We start from the raw sequence: 15,396 nt of genomic DNA, 5'->3' as shown, positions 1-15,396 counted from the left end.
TCCTCCAATAACTGGAAGATGCGCCACCAAAGCCAGCCTTGCAAGGCAATCTTGCAAAGTTATATTTGCAAGATTGCCTTGCGCCCTGCTACGCTGGAATGCGTCATTCCTGACCAAGATAAGCCAAGATTATGCTGAGTGGTCAGCCCCTAACCCAATGCCAATCTACCAATTAGAAACTAAACAATGGGCGGAAGAGGCACCGGCGTGCTCAACGTCATTAGGGAGCGATATGCATCCTTAGCAGCGGCAAGCCTTTCAGGACTGGCCTTTTCCGGCTTCCGCCGAGCAGTCTCCAGCCAGGGGGCCTCTTTATCACCATTCCCACCGATATTTTCCTCCGAATAGAGGAAGGCAGCTGTGGCAGCCAACTCAAGCTCAATAGCTCCAATCTTCTTCGCCTCAGCAAGGAATCTTGCCCGCCTTGAATTAGCGGGACGTTCAGGAACGGCCTCATCGCCGACCCTATAAATAGAATACCAGCCCCCCCAATCAGTCCGTCGCTCTTCCTCATGAACAAGACGGAGCCCACTGGCTATTTGCATGGCTTCGGATAGCCCCTCACTGAAAGGACCATAATGCCGGTACTCGAATTCGAATTCGTGATCAAAACCCGCCAGTTGGGAAAGGTATGCCACCTTCTGCAAACGTGTCCGACCGACCAGTTCACCTTCAGCGTCACGAACCAAGGCTGCTGCTCGCTGATGGAGATCATACGCTGCCATTGCCCGCCTCCTGTCGCTTCGATGTTCTCACTATGTTCTCTATCATAGAGCGACCTTCACTGTCATCCTCAGATACATATACACGGTACACCTCGTATGTTGCTGCACTCGATACGACGGAGGATAGGTGCGCCATGTCAGCGATCTGACCATCTGCAAGCTGGATGAGTATCTGATTAAGCGGGGTTTTGGAATCCTGAAACCGCTTATAAGGCGTTCGCCGGGACTCATCCACTAAGATGGGAGGCTTATCTGAGGCGCGGTCCTTAATCGTCGCGCTCAATGCGGATAGGATGGACTTACACTGGAGCTGGATTTTCGCATCACGCTCCTTACGGTCAGCATCCGTCATGCCCGCCTGAACAGGAAAATCGAGTTCCACCCTCCGCCGAATGTCAATGCATTTCGGAAGGCGACGCTCACGGAGTCTGAGCGCCTGTTCCATGATCAATGAATCTTCAGCTTCTGCCATCATTGGAAGGGCTCCCCAGAAAACCGTATCATCCAATGATAACGCATTGTCCAGCTTCTCGGGTTCCAAAGCAAATTTGATGATTGGATGTCGTTCAGAAAGCCCCGTTTTCGAGACGTGTCCTTCACGCGCCAAGGAAAAGGTCCGCATCATGAGATGAGTGAAAACCTTCTCTGCTGCGCGTGTCGTCTTGTGCAGATAGACATTTGGATAAAGTTGAAACAGAGAAAGGACGTAATTCTCCGCCGCATGGAATGCCTTCGGCCCCAAAACCAAGGTTTGTACAGACCCGGATCGCTCCTGATCGGCACCCGAAGGTACGTCCCCAAGCTTCAAATTAGCCAGTAGCCACGTAGCATCGACACCGCTACTTTGCACCCCAGTCATCAGCCGATCTCGCTGCATATAGTCAAGGCGGTCAGCATCGAATTGGCTGGAAACCACCGTATCATATAAACTTACTGGGACTTTTCTGCCGATGATATCCGCAACGCTCTTCGAAAAAGCAGGCCCAAGTGTATCGTTCAATATTTCAGAAATTTCACTTTCCAATATTATCTTCTCGCTAACATGCTCATGATGAGCCATTTTTAATTCTAATTTCTTTCCAATCTCTTCAAAAGAATGACTGAACATGCCGTGTCCAACATCATGAACCAAAGCAGCTACCTGTGCCGCGCGAGCCTTATGCTGAATCAACTGATCAGTTTCCCGCTCAATAATTTTCATGAGCTGCCGGGCCATATGAAAAACGCCGATAGAGTGCGCAAATCGAGTGTGTGTAGCACCTGGAAACACAAACTCCGAAAAACCAAGTTGCTTTATCCGGCGCAATCTTTGGAAGGGGCGGGTTTGAATTACTTTCCAAAGGGTGCTTTCAAGATCATCGGTACCGAACTCGATCAAATTATGAAGAGGATCGCGTATACGTTGTTCCTTCAATGGAATCGGCATCTTTTCAAAATCCCTCACCCGACGTTATAATGGACACCAGAACAGGTTCCGACGAGATATCCTTGATTTATCGACCGAAATGGGAGGCATATCAAGTCAATTTGTACCGCTACGGTTGCTTCCCAAATGTCGGAAAGTGAATTGGGAAAAGTGACTTAATCGTATTCAATCGTCTCTTCCAGATCATCCTCGCTTTGTGCCAGATCGATTCCCGCCGCTTTCTCCTCCGCTGCGCGCTCGGCGTTGAGCTTCAACAGGCGGGCCAGCACCTCGTCCCGGACATCGGCGGGCCAGAAGTAGCGGTTCTGGTACTTGGGGTCGTCCTCGTTGTCCTCGGTCAGGAATTGCGGCACGGCCAAGGGGATCAGATCATCCCATCCATAGGCCGCCAGCACCGCATGGTCCATGGCGTCATGCAACTCCCGTAGTTTCACGATATCGGCGGACAGTTCCTCCGGGTCGTGGAAGCGATTGTAGGTCTTGGTCAGACCTTCATTGCGCGTGAGCATGAGTTGGGCGCGGTGGTCAATATATTCCTGAGCAATATATTCTAAACGATTCGCATCACTATCAACGAAAGAAAATGTATAGAAACAGTCACTTGGGGTATACCTAAGATCATCTTTCATCGAAGACGCAAAGAATCTTGTCCACACCTCATGAATTCTTGACTGTATATTGAAAAACTTATCACGAAATTCATCAGAAATGATGACAAGAGTATTAGAATAAATACACCCTCCATCAACAAATGAAAATGACATATGTGGCGTAGCGCCACAATTGATTGCCAAAACAGGAAATCCACTTGTAGAAATGCGAGACAGAGCAACCCTTCGCTCTCCATATCTCCACCAATATTTCCTATATGCAGGCCGCTTATCATCTTCGCGCTGCGGCTTCACCAGCCGCCGCACAATCTCAATCAGATCCGGCCAGTCCTCCGCTACCGGCCCAGGATAGTCCTGCGGCACTGATCCATCGCGCAGGTTCTTCGCCTGCGTCTCTGGCGTCATCAGGAACCAGCCCTCTTCCCGTTCATCGCGGCGCAGCGGCATGTCGCCAAAATCAATCACATACCGGTGATGTTTCTGTTCCGGATGGTTATTGACCTCTTCCCCGCCGATATAGGGGAAAATCCGTTCCGCGTTGCGCGGGTCCTTTTCGATCAGGCGGCGCATGTCGTCCAGAGATGAGGCAGTGCCCTTGGCCGCTGCCGCATCATCGAAGGTGAAGCCCATGCCCAGCACGATGGAACCCTGGAACGCCTTACCCGCGTTAGCCGCCAGACGGGCGGGCGGGTCGTCGCGGTCCCCCTCGACCAGATAGGCAGAGATGCGGCTGACCAGTTTATTGTCCAGCACGGCCTGCGCCATCCTGGCCCAGGCGAAATGCACCACCGACACGACGACGGCGGCCTCCCCCGGCCATTTCAGGCGGCGGACGGCGCGGAAGATGGTACCACCGGCTTTCAGCAGCCGGGCTAGGCCGGTTTCGCGTGTGTCGCCCTGGCCGATTGTGTTGGTGGCGATCAGGCCGAAGGCACCGCCCATCTTGCGGATCAGGTTGCCAGCACGACGGAAGAAATGCGCCACCAGATCGGCATTGCCATGGGACTGCGGATGCAGGGTCTGCAGCCATTCGCCATAGCCGGCGCGATTGCCGGCGGCGATGGTATTCTTGCCGGCAAAGGGCGGGTTGCCGACCATGGTGTCGAAACCGGGGTCGGGCCGGGCGAACACTTCCGGGAATTCCAGTTCCCAATGGAAGGGGCGGATCGGGTGTTCCCCCTGACGCAGGGTCGCCTGATATTGCCGCGCCTTGGCCCAGAACAGGTCGCTGTTGCCGAAGACGGCGTTTTCAACCTCCTGCCGCGCCCGTTCCCGGTCCTTGGGCTTCTCCGCGCTGAAGAAGGCGCCGATGATGGCGTCGCCGACGGCGCGCGCCTCCTCCATCCGCTGCTCGATCTGGCGATGCAGCCGTTCCTGGGTAGCCAGGGTCACATTGTCGGGCGCGTTGCGGATTTCCGCGCGCATGTCCAGAGCCGCGCGGAACCGCTCGTCCACCTGCTGGCGGAACAAGGTCAGGCCGGCCTTGTCGATATTCCAATGCAGATGCGCGATCTGATCCCGCGTCAACCCGACCAAGCTGTCCCCGGTCTTCAGCGCATGGTCCAGGAAGGTGAATTCATGGTCGCGGGCCAGTGTCGCCAGCCACAGGGACAGGCGCGCCAGATCGGTGGCCATGGGGTTGCGGTCAACACCATACAGGCAGCGCTGCGCCACCAGACGGCGGGCATGCAGTTCCTCATCCTCATCCGCCGGGATCAGGGGCCGCGTGTCCGGCCAGCGCGCCCAGGCCGCAACCAGCCGCGTGGCCAGCTGGCGGCACGCCTCCACCAGGAAGGCCCCCGACCCCATGGCGGGATCGCAGACTTTCAATTCCAACACCTGTTCCGGCGTAGCATCGGGCCCCAACCGGGCGAAGGCCGGCTGTAAGGCGTGCACGACGATGGGCTGGGTCAGGCTGCGTGGCGTATAATGGCTTCCGGTACGCCGCCGTTCGTCGGTCGGCTGCAGCAGCGGGGTGCCGGGGGCGGCCACGCGCTTCTGCGGACTGGCCCTTTCATCCACGATGCCGTCCAGCGCCTGTGTCAGTTCCTCCAGGGTCTTGGCCGCCTTCACCGCCGCCAGCTGCTTTGGTGTCAGGGAGGCGCGCCCGGCCTCCTTGACCTGTTTCAGCCGGTCCACCCCCTTGGCCGCCAGCAGCGTGTCCAACTGCACGAAAACCGGCGTGCGGTTGTTCTTGCCGGCACGGATGGCCAGCGAGGGCCCCTGCGCCAGTTCCACCGTGAATCCCATCACGGTTTCATAGACGGAGCCAATCTGTTCCACATCCAGGGTGCGATAGGATAGCCGTTCCCCCTTCAGGGTCAGCAAACCGTCCAGCACGCGCAGCACACAGCCATCGGTGACCTTAAGCACTTGTGCCGGTTCGCCCGCCGCCAGCCGTCCTTCCAAGAAAGGGAACGCCTGGGGATCAAACAGCTTGCCGCCACGCGCACGGATCCATTGGGCTGTCATGTCACCCTGATAGATCAACCGGAAGGTGGCCAGCAGCCGGCCCCAGGCACCCCGCCGCTCCTCCATCGTATCCGGGTTGCGGGCGGCATCCTCCAGTAGCTTGCCGTGCAGGGTCCGCACACCATAGCCTTGCTGATACAGGTCGCGGGCCTCGGCATCGGACCGGGACGGGATCAGATCCCGGTCTTCGGCATAAAGCACGAAGACAAGCCGCATCAGGACGGTCAGCAACCCCTCATACAGATGGTGTGACTTTGATCCCGCCAACTCCCGCACCAAATTGGGATCGGCGGCCGTCAAACCGCGCAGAAGCTCATGCAACGCCCCCAGCACCTGTTCCGACAGCTGTGTGGAGACATGGGCCTGTGCCTCGCGGCTGCTTTTCAGCAGGGCCGGCAGGCGCTGCGGTTCTGCGGCGTTGAACAGGCGGAAGCGGTGCAGCATCAGCTTCAAGCCGCCCAGCATAGGGCGGCCCGCCACGGTCGCCAGCGGCCGCAGGGGGAAGGACAGCCAGCCCGAGGTTTCTCCCTTCGGCACGTAGACCAGCCGGATCTGCGCATCGCTGACCAGAATGCCGGTTTCCACCCCGGTCTCCCGCAACAGGCGCTCGAACCGCTGGTGCGGCGTGGCTTCCCAGCCCTCCAGCGCGTTGCGGTCATCCGGGGCCACACCGGCCTCTTCGATGCGCACCAGCAATTGCCAGCCCTCGGCATCCTTGCCGGCGGCACGTACCGCCCAGGTGGGGATCAGCGTCGTTTCATATTCCGGCAGATGCCGGGACAGGGTATCCGGCACCAAAGGCCCGCCCGGCGCACCGGCGACCAAGGACGACTCCCATCCCAGGATACGGCTGAAAAAGACCCATGGGTCCGCCAGCAGTGGACGGGCCGCGTCACCATCCGCGTCGGTATCTGCCAGCAGCTCCGCGACCGCCGCGCTGTCGCGCTGGGTCTGTTGCTGCGGTGCCAACCCCAGTTCCTTCAGCAGGCTGGAAGCGACAACCAGGCCCACCGGCTGCACATGGTCCAGCCATTCCAAATCCGGATCGAAAGTTGTGATGTTAGTCATGATGGTCAATTCGATGCCGGCCAGAGATAAACCAAACCAACCGGCTCCAGCCGGTGGGCCACAGGCGCGTAGGATTGACGGACACGCGCCGGCTCCTCGGCGATTTCCCGGTCAATCTCCGCTAGGCGTCTTGTCCAATGTGAACGTTCATGATTGCGCTGGCGTCGCTCTTCGTCCCCGACACCGGGCAACAACAACTGATTGGGATTGAACCCCTTTTCCGCCTTCGCGATACGGGTCCGTTGATCCTCGAGCAACTTCGCCAGGGATCGTGCCTCCTCCTCGCCGCGGGCCGCCAGATCCTTGGTTACCTTGGCCAGTTGGGCGGTGGCACGGCTTTCAAATTCGTTACGCAGGTCGGCCGCATCCTTCGGCACCAGGGTACGAAGGCGGGCGATTACCATCGGTGCGGGTTCCCGCGCGTCGCGAAGCGCTTCCTCCAACTGATCCATCGTCGTTTCCAGACCGCGTTCGCCAAGTGGCCGCAGGGATTTACGGTCTCGATCTGTCTCTGTCCAGACGGCAGTGACGGGGATAATCTCCTCGTGCAGGCGCGCCGCACCCGGACCATAGACCGCCAGACGGCCCAGCAGCACGACGCGCGGCTGGGCACCGGGACCGATGATGGCGCAGGCGCGTTGCAGATCGGACTGGAAGCCCTGGGACATGAACCGGGACAGAAGCCGGCGGACCAGCCGATGCTCCAGATGGACTTGCACGACATGCGGGGCATCCGTGCGGTCGTCCTTGATCGGCGGCTCGAAGGAGATGGCGCGCACGGGCGCTTGCTTGCGCCAGTCGCTGACCCTCTCCCCCTTTTTCCGCCGCCGTTCCCGCAGGTCATCGAAGGCCTCACCCCAACTGGAGTCATCCGCGAAGGCCGGGCTGTCCGGATCGAAACGGAAGGTCTGGACCTTGCCCACCTTGTCCGCCTTCAACTCCTCCAGGCGGGCATGGGCCCTGGAAAGAGCGGTGGCCACGACCTGCTCCAACTGGTCGGCCTTGACACCCACGCGCTCGCGCGACCGTTCAAGATGCCGGCGCAAATCATCCAGATCCTTGATCAGCCGATCGTGACGGGCACGCTCCTCATCATCCATCTCGGCGCGGGCAATGGCTAGGCGGGCGGGGTCATCTTCGTCGCGGATGCTATCGGCCAAACGGGCAGCCTTGCCGCGCTCGATACCGTCCTCCGCCAATTTCCTGGTGATACGCTCCTCGATGACCTGGCCAGCCGATCCCAACTGCGTACGAATGCGCTCCGTCTTCCAGACAAGGGCATCCAGAACGACATCCTCCTCCCGCTGGGCATATTTGAAGTATCGGCAGAACACCGTGGGGGATGGCTGCAGCTTACGGTCGATGCGACCGTTGCGTTGCTCCAGACGGGATGGATTCCAAGGGAGATCGAAATGGATCAGGTCATGGCAACGGGTCTGCAGGTTGATGCCTTCCCGCGCTGCGTCCGTACAGATCAGGATGCGCAGCGGTTCCTCGGCAGGGTCGGCGTTGAAGGCTCGCTTCACGGCCTCGCGCCGGTCTGTCCCCGTAATGCCGGTGAAGACACCGATACGCTCATCAATGCGATCGGTATCAGCCAGGGCCTCAGTCAGGCGCCGCTCCAGCCACCTTCTGGTATCTTCATATTCCGTGAAGAGGATGAGACGTCGGCTGTTCCAGGCATCGCCCACCAGCATGGTGTCACGGATCCACTGGACCAGCCAACGCACGCGGCAATCGGGCTTTCCGGCATGCTGCTTCGCCAGGGCGAGCATGTCATCAACAAGTGCGAGTTCAGCATGCAGGGCCTCGGCTGATGCGCCGATTGCTCCCATTTCGGTGGCGGCTTCCGTAGCGGCATCTTCCTCGACTTGCAACATATTCCCGGCGGCGTCCTCCGTCAGATCCAGTGGCAGCTCTTCCAAACCCGCTTCCAGATCGAGAAAGGCGCGCGCCGCGGCTTCCGGTGCCACCTCAACGACGCGGTCGATCGCAGCAGCCAATGATTTACGGTGCTTCTCCAGGGTCTTCGCAAAGGCGTTGATGGAGGAAAGCAATCGCTGCTGCAATCCGACGAAGACCAACTTGGCGCGTATCTGCTCCTTGCGCGGAAGCATGGCCAACCGCTTTCCCCGCAACAACGCATATTCAGACAGTTTGGCGGATAGACGCAGTTCCGGGGTTTCGTCCGGCAGATCATCCAGGAGGATGGGGACGATTTCCCGCTTTGGGAATGATTCTCCCAGGCGTCGAAGGTCCTCCTTCAGTCGCCGGACCATCACAGGCTCCAGGTCCTTGGGCCGGACCTCGACACCACGGGTGAAGCGCTGGGGATCCAGCATTTCCAGCAAGGCGGAAAAACTGTTCGAATGACCATTATGCGGTGTTGCGGACAGGAATAGCCGATGTTCAAACCGGCCCGCCAGATCCCGTACGGCCTTAGTGAACTGGCTGTCGATGGCATACCGCGCTCCACTTGCAGGAGCGGCATGATGTGCCTCATCAAGAATCAGCAAGCCACGCGCCCTGAACGTCCCCAGAATGTCCCGCAAGCCAGCCGTGTAGGTTTCATCCGTCAAAAGACGGTGGGAAATAATGAACCGCGAGCCGGTCGCCCAGGGATTAACCCCGAATCCTCGTAGCCGGCGGAGTTCCGCCAGCCTTTCCCGATCAACCACGGTGAAGCTGAGACCGAATTTGGCCTCCAGCTCCTCTTGCCACTGGAGCGTCATCGCTGGGGGAGCTGCCACGATGATGAAGTCGACGCGGCGGCGCAACAGCATCTCCCGGACAACCAAACCGGCTTCGATGGTCTTGCCCAAGCCAACATCGTCCGCGATCAGCAAATTGACCCGGGGAAGTTTCAACGCCTTGCGCAAGGGGAGCAACTGGTACGCGTCCAATCTGATCCCGGCCCGAAAGGGTGCCTGAAAGAGATCTCGATCAGCAGCCGTTGCCGTATTCCATTTCAAGGTTCGTAAGTATGCGGCAAATGTGGCGGCATCGTCAGTGCCACCGGCAGCGAGACTCGCCCACAAATCATCAGTCAGCACTTTCGTGCCAATCTCTGCTTCCCAAGCGATTTCAAGGGCTTCTCCCTGCGCATCATCCGATATGCATGCCAGTTTGAGAGTCGATAGCCCCATGCCCCGATCCTGTATTGCCTCCACCAACCAGGGGCGACTGCGAACTTCGACGAACTCACCGACTTTGGGCAGCATCATTTCGAACCAATCAAAAGCTGGGGCAGATGGCCGCCCGAATTTCGGATAGGAATTTAGCTTGTATGGGTGCTCGGTGCCACTAATTGCCGCTTATGCAAACAACCATGACGGCGCCCACTATAGCCTTTTGGCGTCAACTACGATCTCAAACCTGTGGATTCAGAGGTGAACCGGCCATCGTTCCGACGTGAATTCAAGGGGCGACAATCCGTGCCAAGGAAGCCGATTGGTACCAGACGCCCTTCCTGCTGCGCCTCTTTCCAGTCACGCTGGTCGCCATGCTATCATTATTGTCGCCATTCCCGCATACGGCGCCAATCCTGACCCGCGGCGGGCGATTTATCAGAGCACGGAGGCGGACTATGATGCTCTGCGCGACTCTGAACACCAATGTGGTCGCCGTGTATTAAGTCGATGGTACGGTAACCTCGGTCGAGATGTTTGATCCGGCCCGATACCAGTTGTTTCTCGCTGACGAGGACGATTTCCGTCGGGCGGCTGGCCGTCCGGAGGGGCTTGAAGGTAACCCGGCATCCAGATCTCGCGGAGTTGGACGTGCTGGTCGGCCAGACACGATCCCTTCGCCGGGGGCTCGACAAGACGGTTCACCTGCCGGCCGGCGATATCCAGGTGCTGGTCGTACATATGAAGAGTGGTTGTTTCGATAATGGCCATGAGTGCGAGGCGTGCGAACAGCTGGCTCAGCAGGTGGTAATCCTCGGCACCTGGATCGACGTCCGATGGGCCGAGGGCGGCGATTTCGTCATCCTCGGCGATTTCAATCGCCGCATGGGCAAGGCGGACGACAGCGTGTGGCAGCAGTTGGATAACGGCCATTCCCCGTTGGTGCTGGCGACCGCCGGCACGCCGTCACCTTGTTGGGGGGCGAATATCCAGACCCCATCGACGATCTCATCTTCAGCAATTGTGCCGATCACCGCCTGCGGTCCGCGCTCCGGCAATGTTGGTCTACATGGAGACGGACAAGGCGGAAAAACCCGCTTATCAGACCATTGCCCCGTGAGCGTGACCCTACGTCGAGCGTAACGAAGGCGCGTCGTCCCTTTACAACAGAGCCACCGTCTCCTTCCGTTGATTGAGAGGAACTGCCGGATAGCCCCCTCCGGCAGGGGCTTGCTGTGCCTGGGCAAGTCTTTCCCTCCCGTTACATCAGGTTTTGACGCTTCGAAAATGGGCGTTTTATGTACACTAGCGAAGAAAGCAGATATCTACCATAAAACACATTAAGTCATTGATATTGCCCACATCTTCGACTGCCAGCTTTTAAGTGCGCCACTAAGCCTGGACGGTAGGCCCATAAAACGCTCTTAACTATTGATATACAACGATCTTCATCGTTTTAAGGACAACCTGCCGGATTGGCGAAGAGGGGGCCCTCCTCTGCGAAAATGGCATTGCCCCCAACCAAGAACTGAACCCAAGGCGACAGATCAGCAAGTTGATCCGCTAGTATCCGACCCTGCTGGCCTTCCATGCCTAAGGGTTGGCTACGCCGCGCGGGCACTGCTGAGTCAAACCATAGTCGCGGCGCTTCAGCATGTCGTCCCGACCGCCGGGGAGGTGGATTGAATACGTTCGAACCCGGTGCCGCGCTTCCGCGTTGTCGGCCGGCCCCATAGAGCGACGTGCCCACGCCGTCAAGCGCACACAAGCGCCACCTGCCATCATCACCTCGATCACCGGCGCTATCGGCAATGGTGGAACTGTCGGCGCGGCCATGGCCGAACCCCAGCTGTGGAGCACGGCGGTGATGCCGATCCTGGCGCCGAGGTGCCTGGGATCGGCGGCGATGGTCAGCATGGTCTGCGCGGCCGCCCTGAACAGCAGATCGTAAACGAGCGCCTTGTTGTGGAAGGCGATCTCGCCGATCTCGGCCGGCAGGGTGAAGACGACATGGAAGTAACCGACGGGCAGCAGGTCGGCCTCGCGTTCGGCAAGCCAGGTACGCGCGGCCGCACCCTGACACTTCGGGCAGTGCCGGTTGCGGCAGGAATTGTAGGCGATGCGCCGATGGCCGCACGCATCGCAAGCCTCGACGTGACCGCCGAGTGCTACAGTGCGGCAGGCCTCGACCGCCGACATGACCTTGAGCTGATGCAGGCTCAGATGCCCCTCATGGGCGGCCCGGTAGGCCGGACCGGCAGAGCGGAAGATGTCGGCGACCTCGAGCGGGGCCGGCACTGTCTCAACTGTCGGGCGTCCCGCTCCCCATCAGGGCCATCAGCCGTTCAAGCGGACTGGCCACAGCCTGGATCGTCCGGGTGGAGACCTTGGTGTATAGGGCGGTGGTCTCCAGCTTGGAATGGCCGAGCAGGACTTGGATCACCCGGATGTCGACATCCTGCTCGAGGAGATGGGTGGCAAAGCTGTGGCGCAGGGTATGCGGGCTCACGCGCTTGCGGATGCAGGCCCGCTCCGCCGCCTCCTGGACGGCACGGTGCAATTGTCGGGTCGAGATCGGTTCCGTCCGGCCTTGCCCCGGGAACAGCCAGCCATGGGGCAGCATCACCCCACGCTGCTTGCCCTCGCGCCACCAGAGGCGGAGCAGGTCCAGAAGCTGCGGGGAGAGCATCGCGTTGCGATCCTTGCGGCCCTTGCCCTGCTCGACGCGGATCAGCATGCGCGTGCTGTCGATATCGTCGACCTTGAGATGAGCTACCTCCGAGACCCGCAGGCCTGCGCCATAGGCGACACCGAGCGCGGCCTTGTATTTGGTCCCCGGTGCTGCCTCCAGCAATCGGGCGGCCTCCTCGACGCTGAGCACATCTGGCAGCTTGCGGTTGTAGCGGGTGACGACCAGGCTCCGGGCCAGATCGGGGCGCCCCAGGGTGACGCCAAAGAGGAAGCGCAGCGCCGAGACGGCGCCATTGATGGACGCCACGCCGACACCATTCTCGTGCTGATGAAGCTGAAAACGTCGGAGCTCCTCGCTGGTCGCGGTGTCGGGCGAGCGCCCGAGGAACGCCGCGAAAGTGCGAACATGGCGCACGTAATCCTGCCGAGTATGCTCTCCAAGCCCCCGGATGAGCATGTCATCGAGCATGCGCTGGCGGAGCGGGCTGACCGGTGTGGAAGGCGAAACATTGTCCATGGCAAGGTTCCTCTCGCATTGAAGGAACCTCCATGGTCAGGCAGCGGTTCAGCCAGGCTCAACGCCTCCCTGTCTCTCGCGACAGCACAACTCGCGCCTATCCCGCGAAGCGGGTTCGTGCATGCGGCGCATTCCAGACACGCAGACCGTCATATCGCTATCCAAAAGCAGTGGCTACTCCGCGTAACCGTCAATCGCTCCTCACAGGCGAGGCTGCCAAGGCCAGGATGTCGGCGAACGTTGCCTTCCAGCTTTCGTCATCAAGGTCGATCAGACCGAAGGCCCGCAGGAAGAACGCCCCTTCGCTGGCCAGGAAGGCCAGGCGCAGTCGGCGCCCCTCCTCGCTGGCCGGATCGATGCCGGCCATGCGGCCATTGTACCAGGCCCTTGTTTCGGCGACCTGTTCCGGGCTTTGCAGCAGAGCGGCCATCATCACGGCGGCGCGAGAATCCTCCGCCGCGTCGATCCGGCAGCTGGCGGTGATATGGCCGCGGACCACGGCGGCAGGGTCCGCCCGGTCGCCGGCCAGCGCCACCACCTCCGCCTCAAACCCGTCGCCCCAGCGCCGCAGCATGGCCTGGATCAGCTGCTCCTTGGTGCCGAAGCAATATTGCACGCCACCCTTGGTGATGCCGGCCGCCTTGGCCACGGCATCGATGCTGAGGCCCGCCGCACCGGTGCGCGTCACCACCGTCTCGGCGGCATCCAGCACCTTGTCGCGATCAATCGTCCGTGGCCGTCCCGCCATCTCTGCCTCTTTTAATTCAATACGATCGTATTTATATACGGTGCCGACACACGGCATCTACCCTATCCAGGTTCGTTCCATGACACAAAGCAACCGCTGGCTCATCCTCGCCATCATCTCCAGTGCCCTGTTCCTCATCGTCATCGACATGACGGTGCTCTACACCGCCCTGCCCCGTCTGACCCATGACCTGGGCGCCACGGCATCGGAGAAGCTGTGGATCGTCAATGCCTATCCGCTGGTGGTGGCCGGGCTGCTGCCGGGGCTGGGCACGCTGGGGGATCGGCTGGGGCATAAAAGGCTGTTCATGGCCGGGCTTATGGTGTTCGGCATCGCCTCCTTCCTGGCGGCCTATTCACCCACGCCCGCCCTGCTGATCGGTGCCCGCGTACTGCTGGCGGTAGGGGCGGCAATGATGATGCCGGCCACGCTTTCCATCATCCGCCTCACCTTCACCGACGAGAAGGAACGGTCGCTGGCCATCGGCATCTGGGCGGCCATCGCCGCCGGCGGTGCCGCCCTGGGCCCCGTCGTCGGTGGACTGCTGCTGGAATATTTCTGGTGGGGATCGGTGTTCCTGATCAATGTGCCCGTCACCATCGCCGGCTTCATCCTGGCCGCCTTCCTGCTGGCCGACCGGCCGGGAGAGGCGGACCGGCCCTGGGATCTTGCCGGGTCGGTGCAGATCATGGTGGGGCTGGTCGGGCTGGCCTATGCGATCAAGGAGATGGGCAAGCGCGACCCGGCCTGGGAGGCGGCGGCACTGACGGCATTGGCCGGGCTCGCCGCCATGGTGCTGTTCGTGCGGCGGCAGCGGGCCAGCGCCCATCCGCTGATCGACTTCGCCCTGTTCCGCGACCGGCGCTTCTCCTCCGGCGTGGCGGCGGCCATGGTGGCGTCGGGGGCGCTGATCGGCGTGGAACTGGTATTCAGCCAGCACCTGCAGCTGGTGCTGGGCCTGTCACCGCTGGAGGCCGGGCTGCTGATCGCGGCACTCCCGCTGGCCGCCTTCATCGCCGGGCCGCTGGCCGGCATCGCCCTGCCACGCCTGGGTGCGACCCGCGTGCTGTGGAGCGCGCTGGCCCTGTCCGGGCTGGGGCTGGGCGGGTTCCTGTTCACCTATGATGCAACCGCCGCCGTCTGGCTGTCGGCCCTGGCAGTGATGGGGTTCGGCATCGGTGCCGCAATGACGGGCGCCTCCAGCGCCATCATGATGAGTGCACCGGAGGAACGCGCCGGCATGGCCGCGTCGGTGGAGGAGGTCTCCTACGAACTGGGCGGCGCGTTGGGCATCGCCATCATGGGCAGCGTAATGTCGGCGCTCTATACTGCGGCCCTGGTGCTTCCCGATGAACCGACCATCGACCCACGGGCCGCCGACAGCCTGGACGAGGCACTGATCGCCGCTGCGCGGCTGGCAACGCCGCAGGCCGAACAGTTGGCAAGCCTGGCGCGCACCGCATTCGACCAGGCGTTCATCGGCGTCATCGCCATCGCCACCTTGCTGCTGCTGGCAACAGCGTTGGGGATATGGGTGATGGGGAGAACGGTTTCGCAGGGGTCTGCCAAAGCCGGTGCATCAAGCTGACGGTCTGGCGGCAGGAGGCGCAGATGACGCTCGCGAGCCTCATGCCACAACTATCCTCTGTTTTTGAATTGCAATAGGCTGGTGCCATGCCGTCTGACATCCCCCCGCTCGTTCATTTCACCTTCGTTGGATCCGTCATCGAATGGCGTGGTCCGGCGCCGTTCTTCTTTATCGCCCTGCCGCCGGACCGTGTGGGCGATGTGCGCCAGGCGGCCCGGCTGGCAAGCTATGGCTGGGGCGTTGTGCCTGTGCAGGCCATCGTGAATGACGCTTCCTTCACGACATCCCTGTTTCCCAAGGATGGCGGTTATCTGCTGCCCCTGAAGGCGGCCATCAGAAAGACAGGCGCGATCTGTCTGGGTGACGAGGTAACGGTCGAAATTCGGGTGACGGCGAACGGCAGCCTCTGAGATTAACTCCCC

9 protein-coding genes and 1 pseudogene are annotated in these 15,396 nt (G+C 60.6%); 3 read left to right on the top strand and 7 right to left on the bottom strand.

Features of this window, described 5'->3' with window-relative positions:
- Nucleotides 1-179: 179 nt before the first annotated feature.
- The 4 genes from ACODSP_RS23305 to drmD all read right to left on the bottom strand — a co-directional run bounded on the left by ACODSP_RS23305 (nt 180) and on the right by drmD (nt 9,526).
- Nucleotides 180-725 carry a hypothetical protein gene (locus tag ACODSP_RS23305; RefSeq protein ID WP_488967931.1) on the bottom strand — a complete coding sequence of 182 codons (546 nt, stop codon included), beginning with the start codon at nt 723-725 and terminating at the stop codon, nt 180-182.
- Nucleotides 712-2,151, bottom strand: coding sequence for an HD domain-containing protein (locus tag ACODSP_RS23300; protein WP_488967930.1), 1,440 nt, complete (start codon nt 2,149-2,151; stop codon nt 712-714). Before ACODSP_RS23300 ends, ACODSP_RS23305 begins: the two co-directional genes overlap by 14 nt.
- A 155-nt stretch (nt 2,152-2,306) precedes the next feature.
- Nucleotides 2,307-6,302: a DNA methyltransferase gene (locus tag ACODSP_RS23295; protein ID WP_488967929.1), complete on the bottom strand. Its 3,996-nt coding sequence runs from the start codon at nt 6,300-6,302 to the stop codon at nt 2,307-2,309.
- A 5-nt stretch (nt 6,303-6,307) separates the two neighbouring features.
- Nucleotides 6,308-9,526, bottom strand: a complete 3,219-nt coding sequence (drmD, locus tag ACODSP_RS23290) for a DISARM system SNF2-like helicase DrmD (RefSeq protein WP_488967928.1) — start codon at nt 9,524-9,526, stop codon at nt 6,308-6,310.
- 549 nt (nt 9,527-10,075) lie between these two features.
- On the opposite strand from drmD, the gene ACODSP_RS23285 reads away from it, so the two are divergent.
- Nucleotides 10,076-10,573 carry a hypothetical protein gene (locus ACODSP_RS23285; RefSeq protein ID WP_488967927.1) on the top strand — a complete coding sequence of 166 codons (498 nt, stop codon included), beginning with the start codon at nt 10,076-10,078 and terminating at the stop codon, nt 10,571-10,573.
- A gap of 690 nt (nt 10,574-11,263) precedes the next feature.
- On the opposite strand, the pseudogene ACODSP_RS23280 reads toward ACODSP_RS23285, so the two are convergent.
- From ACODSP_RS23280 to ACODSP_RS23270, 3 genes and pseudogenes are all read right to left on the bottom strand, one after another.
- Nucleotides 11,264-11,728, bottom strand: a pseudogene (locus ACODSP_RS23280) (IS91 family transposase); the annotation flags it as partial.
- A 4-nt stretch (nt 11,729-11,732) separates the two neighbouring features.
- Nucleotides 11,733-12,638 carry a tyrosine-type recombinase/integrase gene (locus tag ACODSP_RS23275; protein ID WP_488967926.1) on the bottom strand — a complete coding sequence of 302 codons (906 nt, stop codon included), beginning with the start codon at nt 12,636-12,638 and terminating at the stop codon, nt 11,733-11,735.
- A gap of 190 nt (nt 12,639-12,828) precedes the next feature.
- Nucleotides 12,829-13,386, bottom strand: coding sequence for a TetR/AcrR family transcriptional regulator (locus tag ACODSP_RS23270; RefSeq protein WP_488967925.1), 558 nt, complete (start codon nt 13,384-13,386; stop codon nt 12,829-12,831).
- Nucleotides 13,387-13,465: 79 nt separating this feature from the next.
- Here ACODSP_RS23270 and ACODSP_RS23265 point away from each other — a divergent pair, with 79 nt between their 5' ends.
- The gene (locus ACODSP_RS23265) at nt 13,466-14,974 is read left to right on the top strand and encodes an MFS transporter (protein WP_488967924.1); all 1,509 of its coding nucleotides are present in this window, start codon (nt 13,466-13,468) and stop codon (nt 14,972-14,974) included.
- 86 nt (nt 14,975-15,060) lie between these two features.
- On the top strand, nt 15,061-15,384 hold the full coding sequence (locus tag ACODSP_RS23260) for a DUF1905 domain-containing protein (RefSeq protein ID WP_488967923.1): 324 nt from the start codon (nt 15,061-15,063) through the stop codon (nt 15,382-15,384).
- Nucleotides 15,385-15,396: the final 12 nt, after the last annotated feature.

It is taken from the genome of Niveispirillum sp. FG156, from assembly GCF_057809555.1.
Note: the sequence above shows the minus strand (reverse complement) of the source record. Positions and strands in the feature narration are given on the sequence as shown.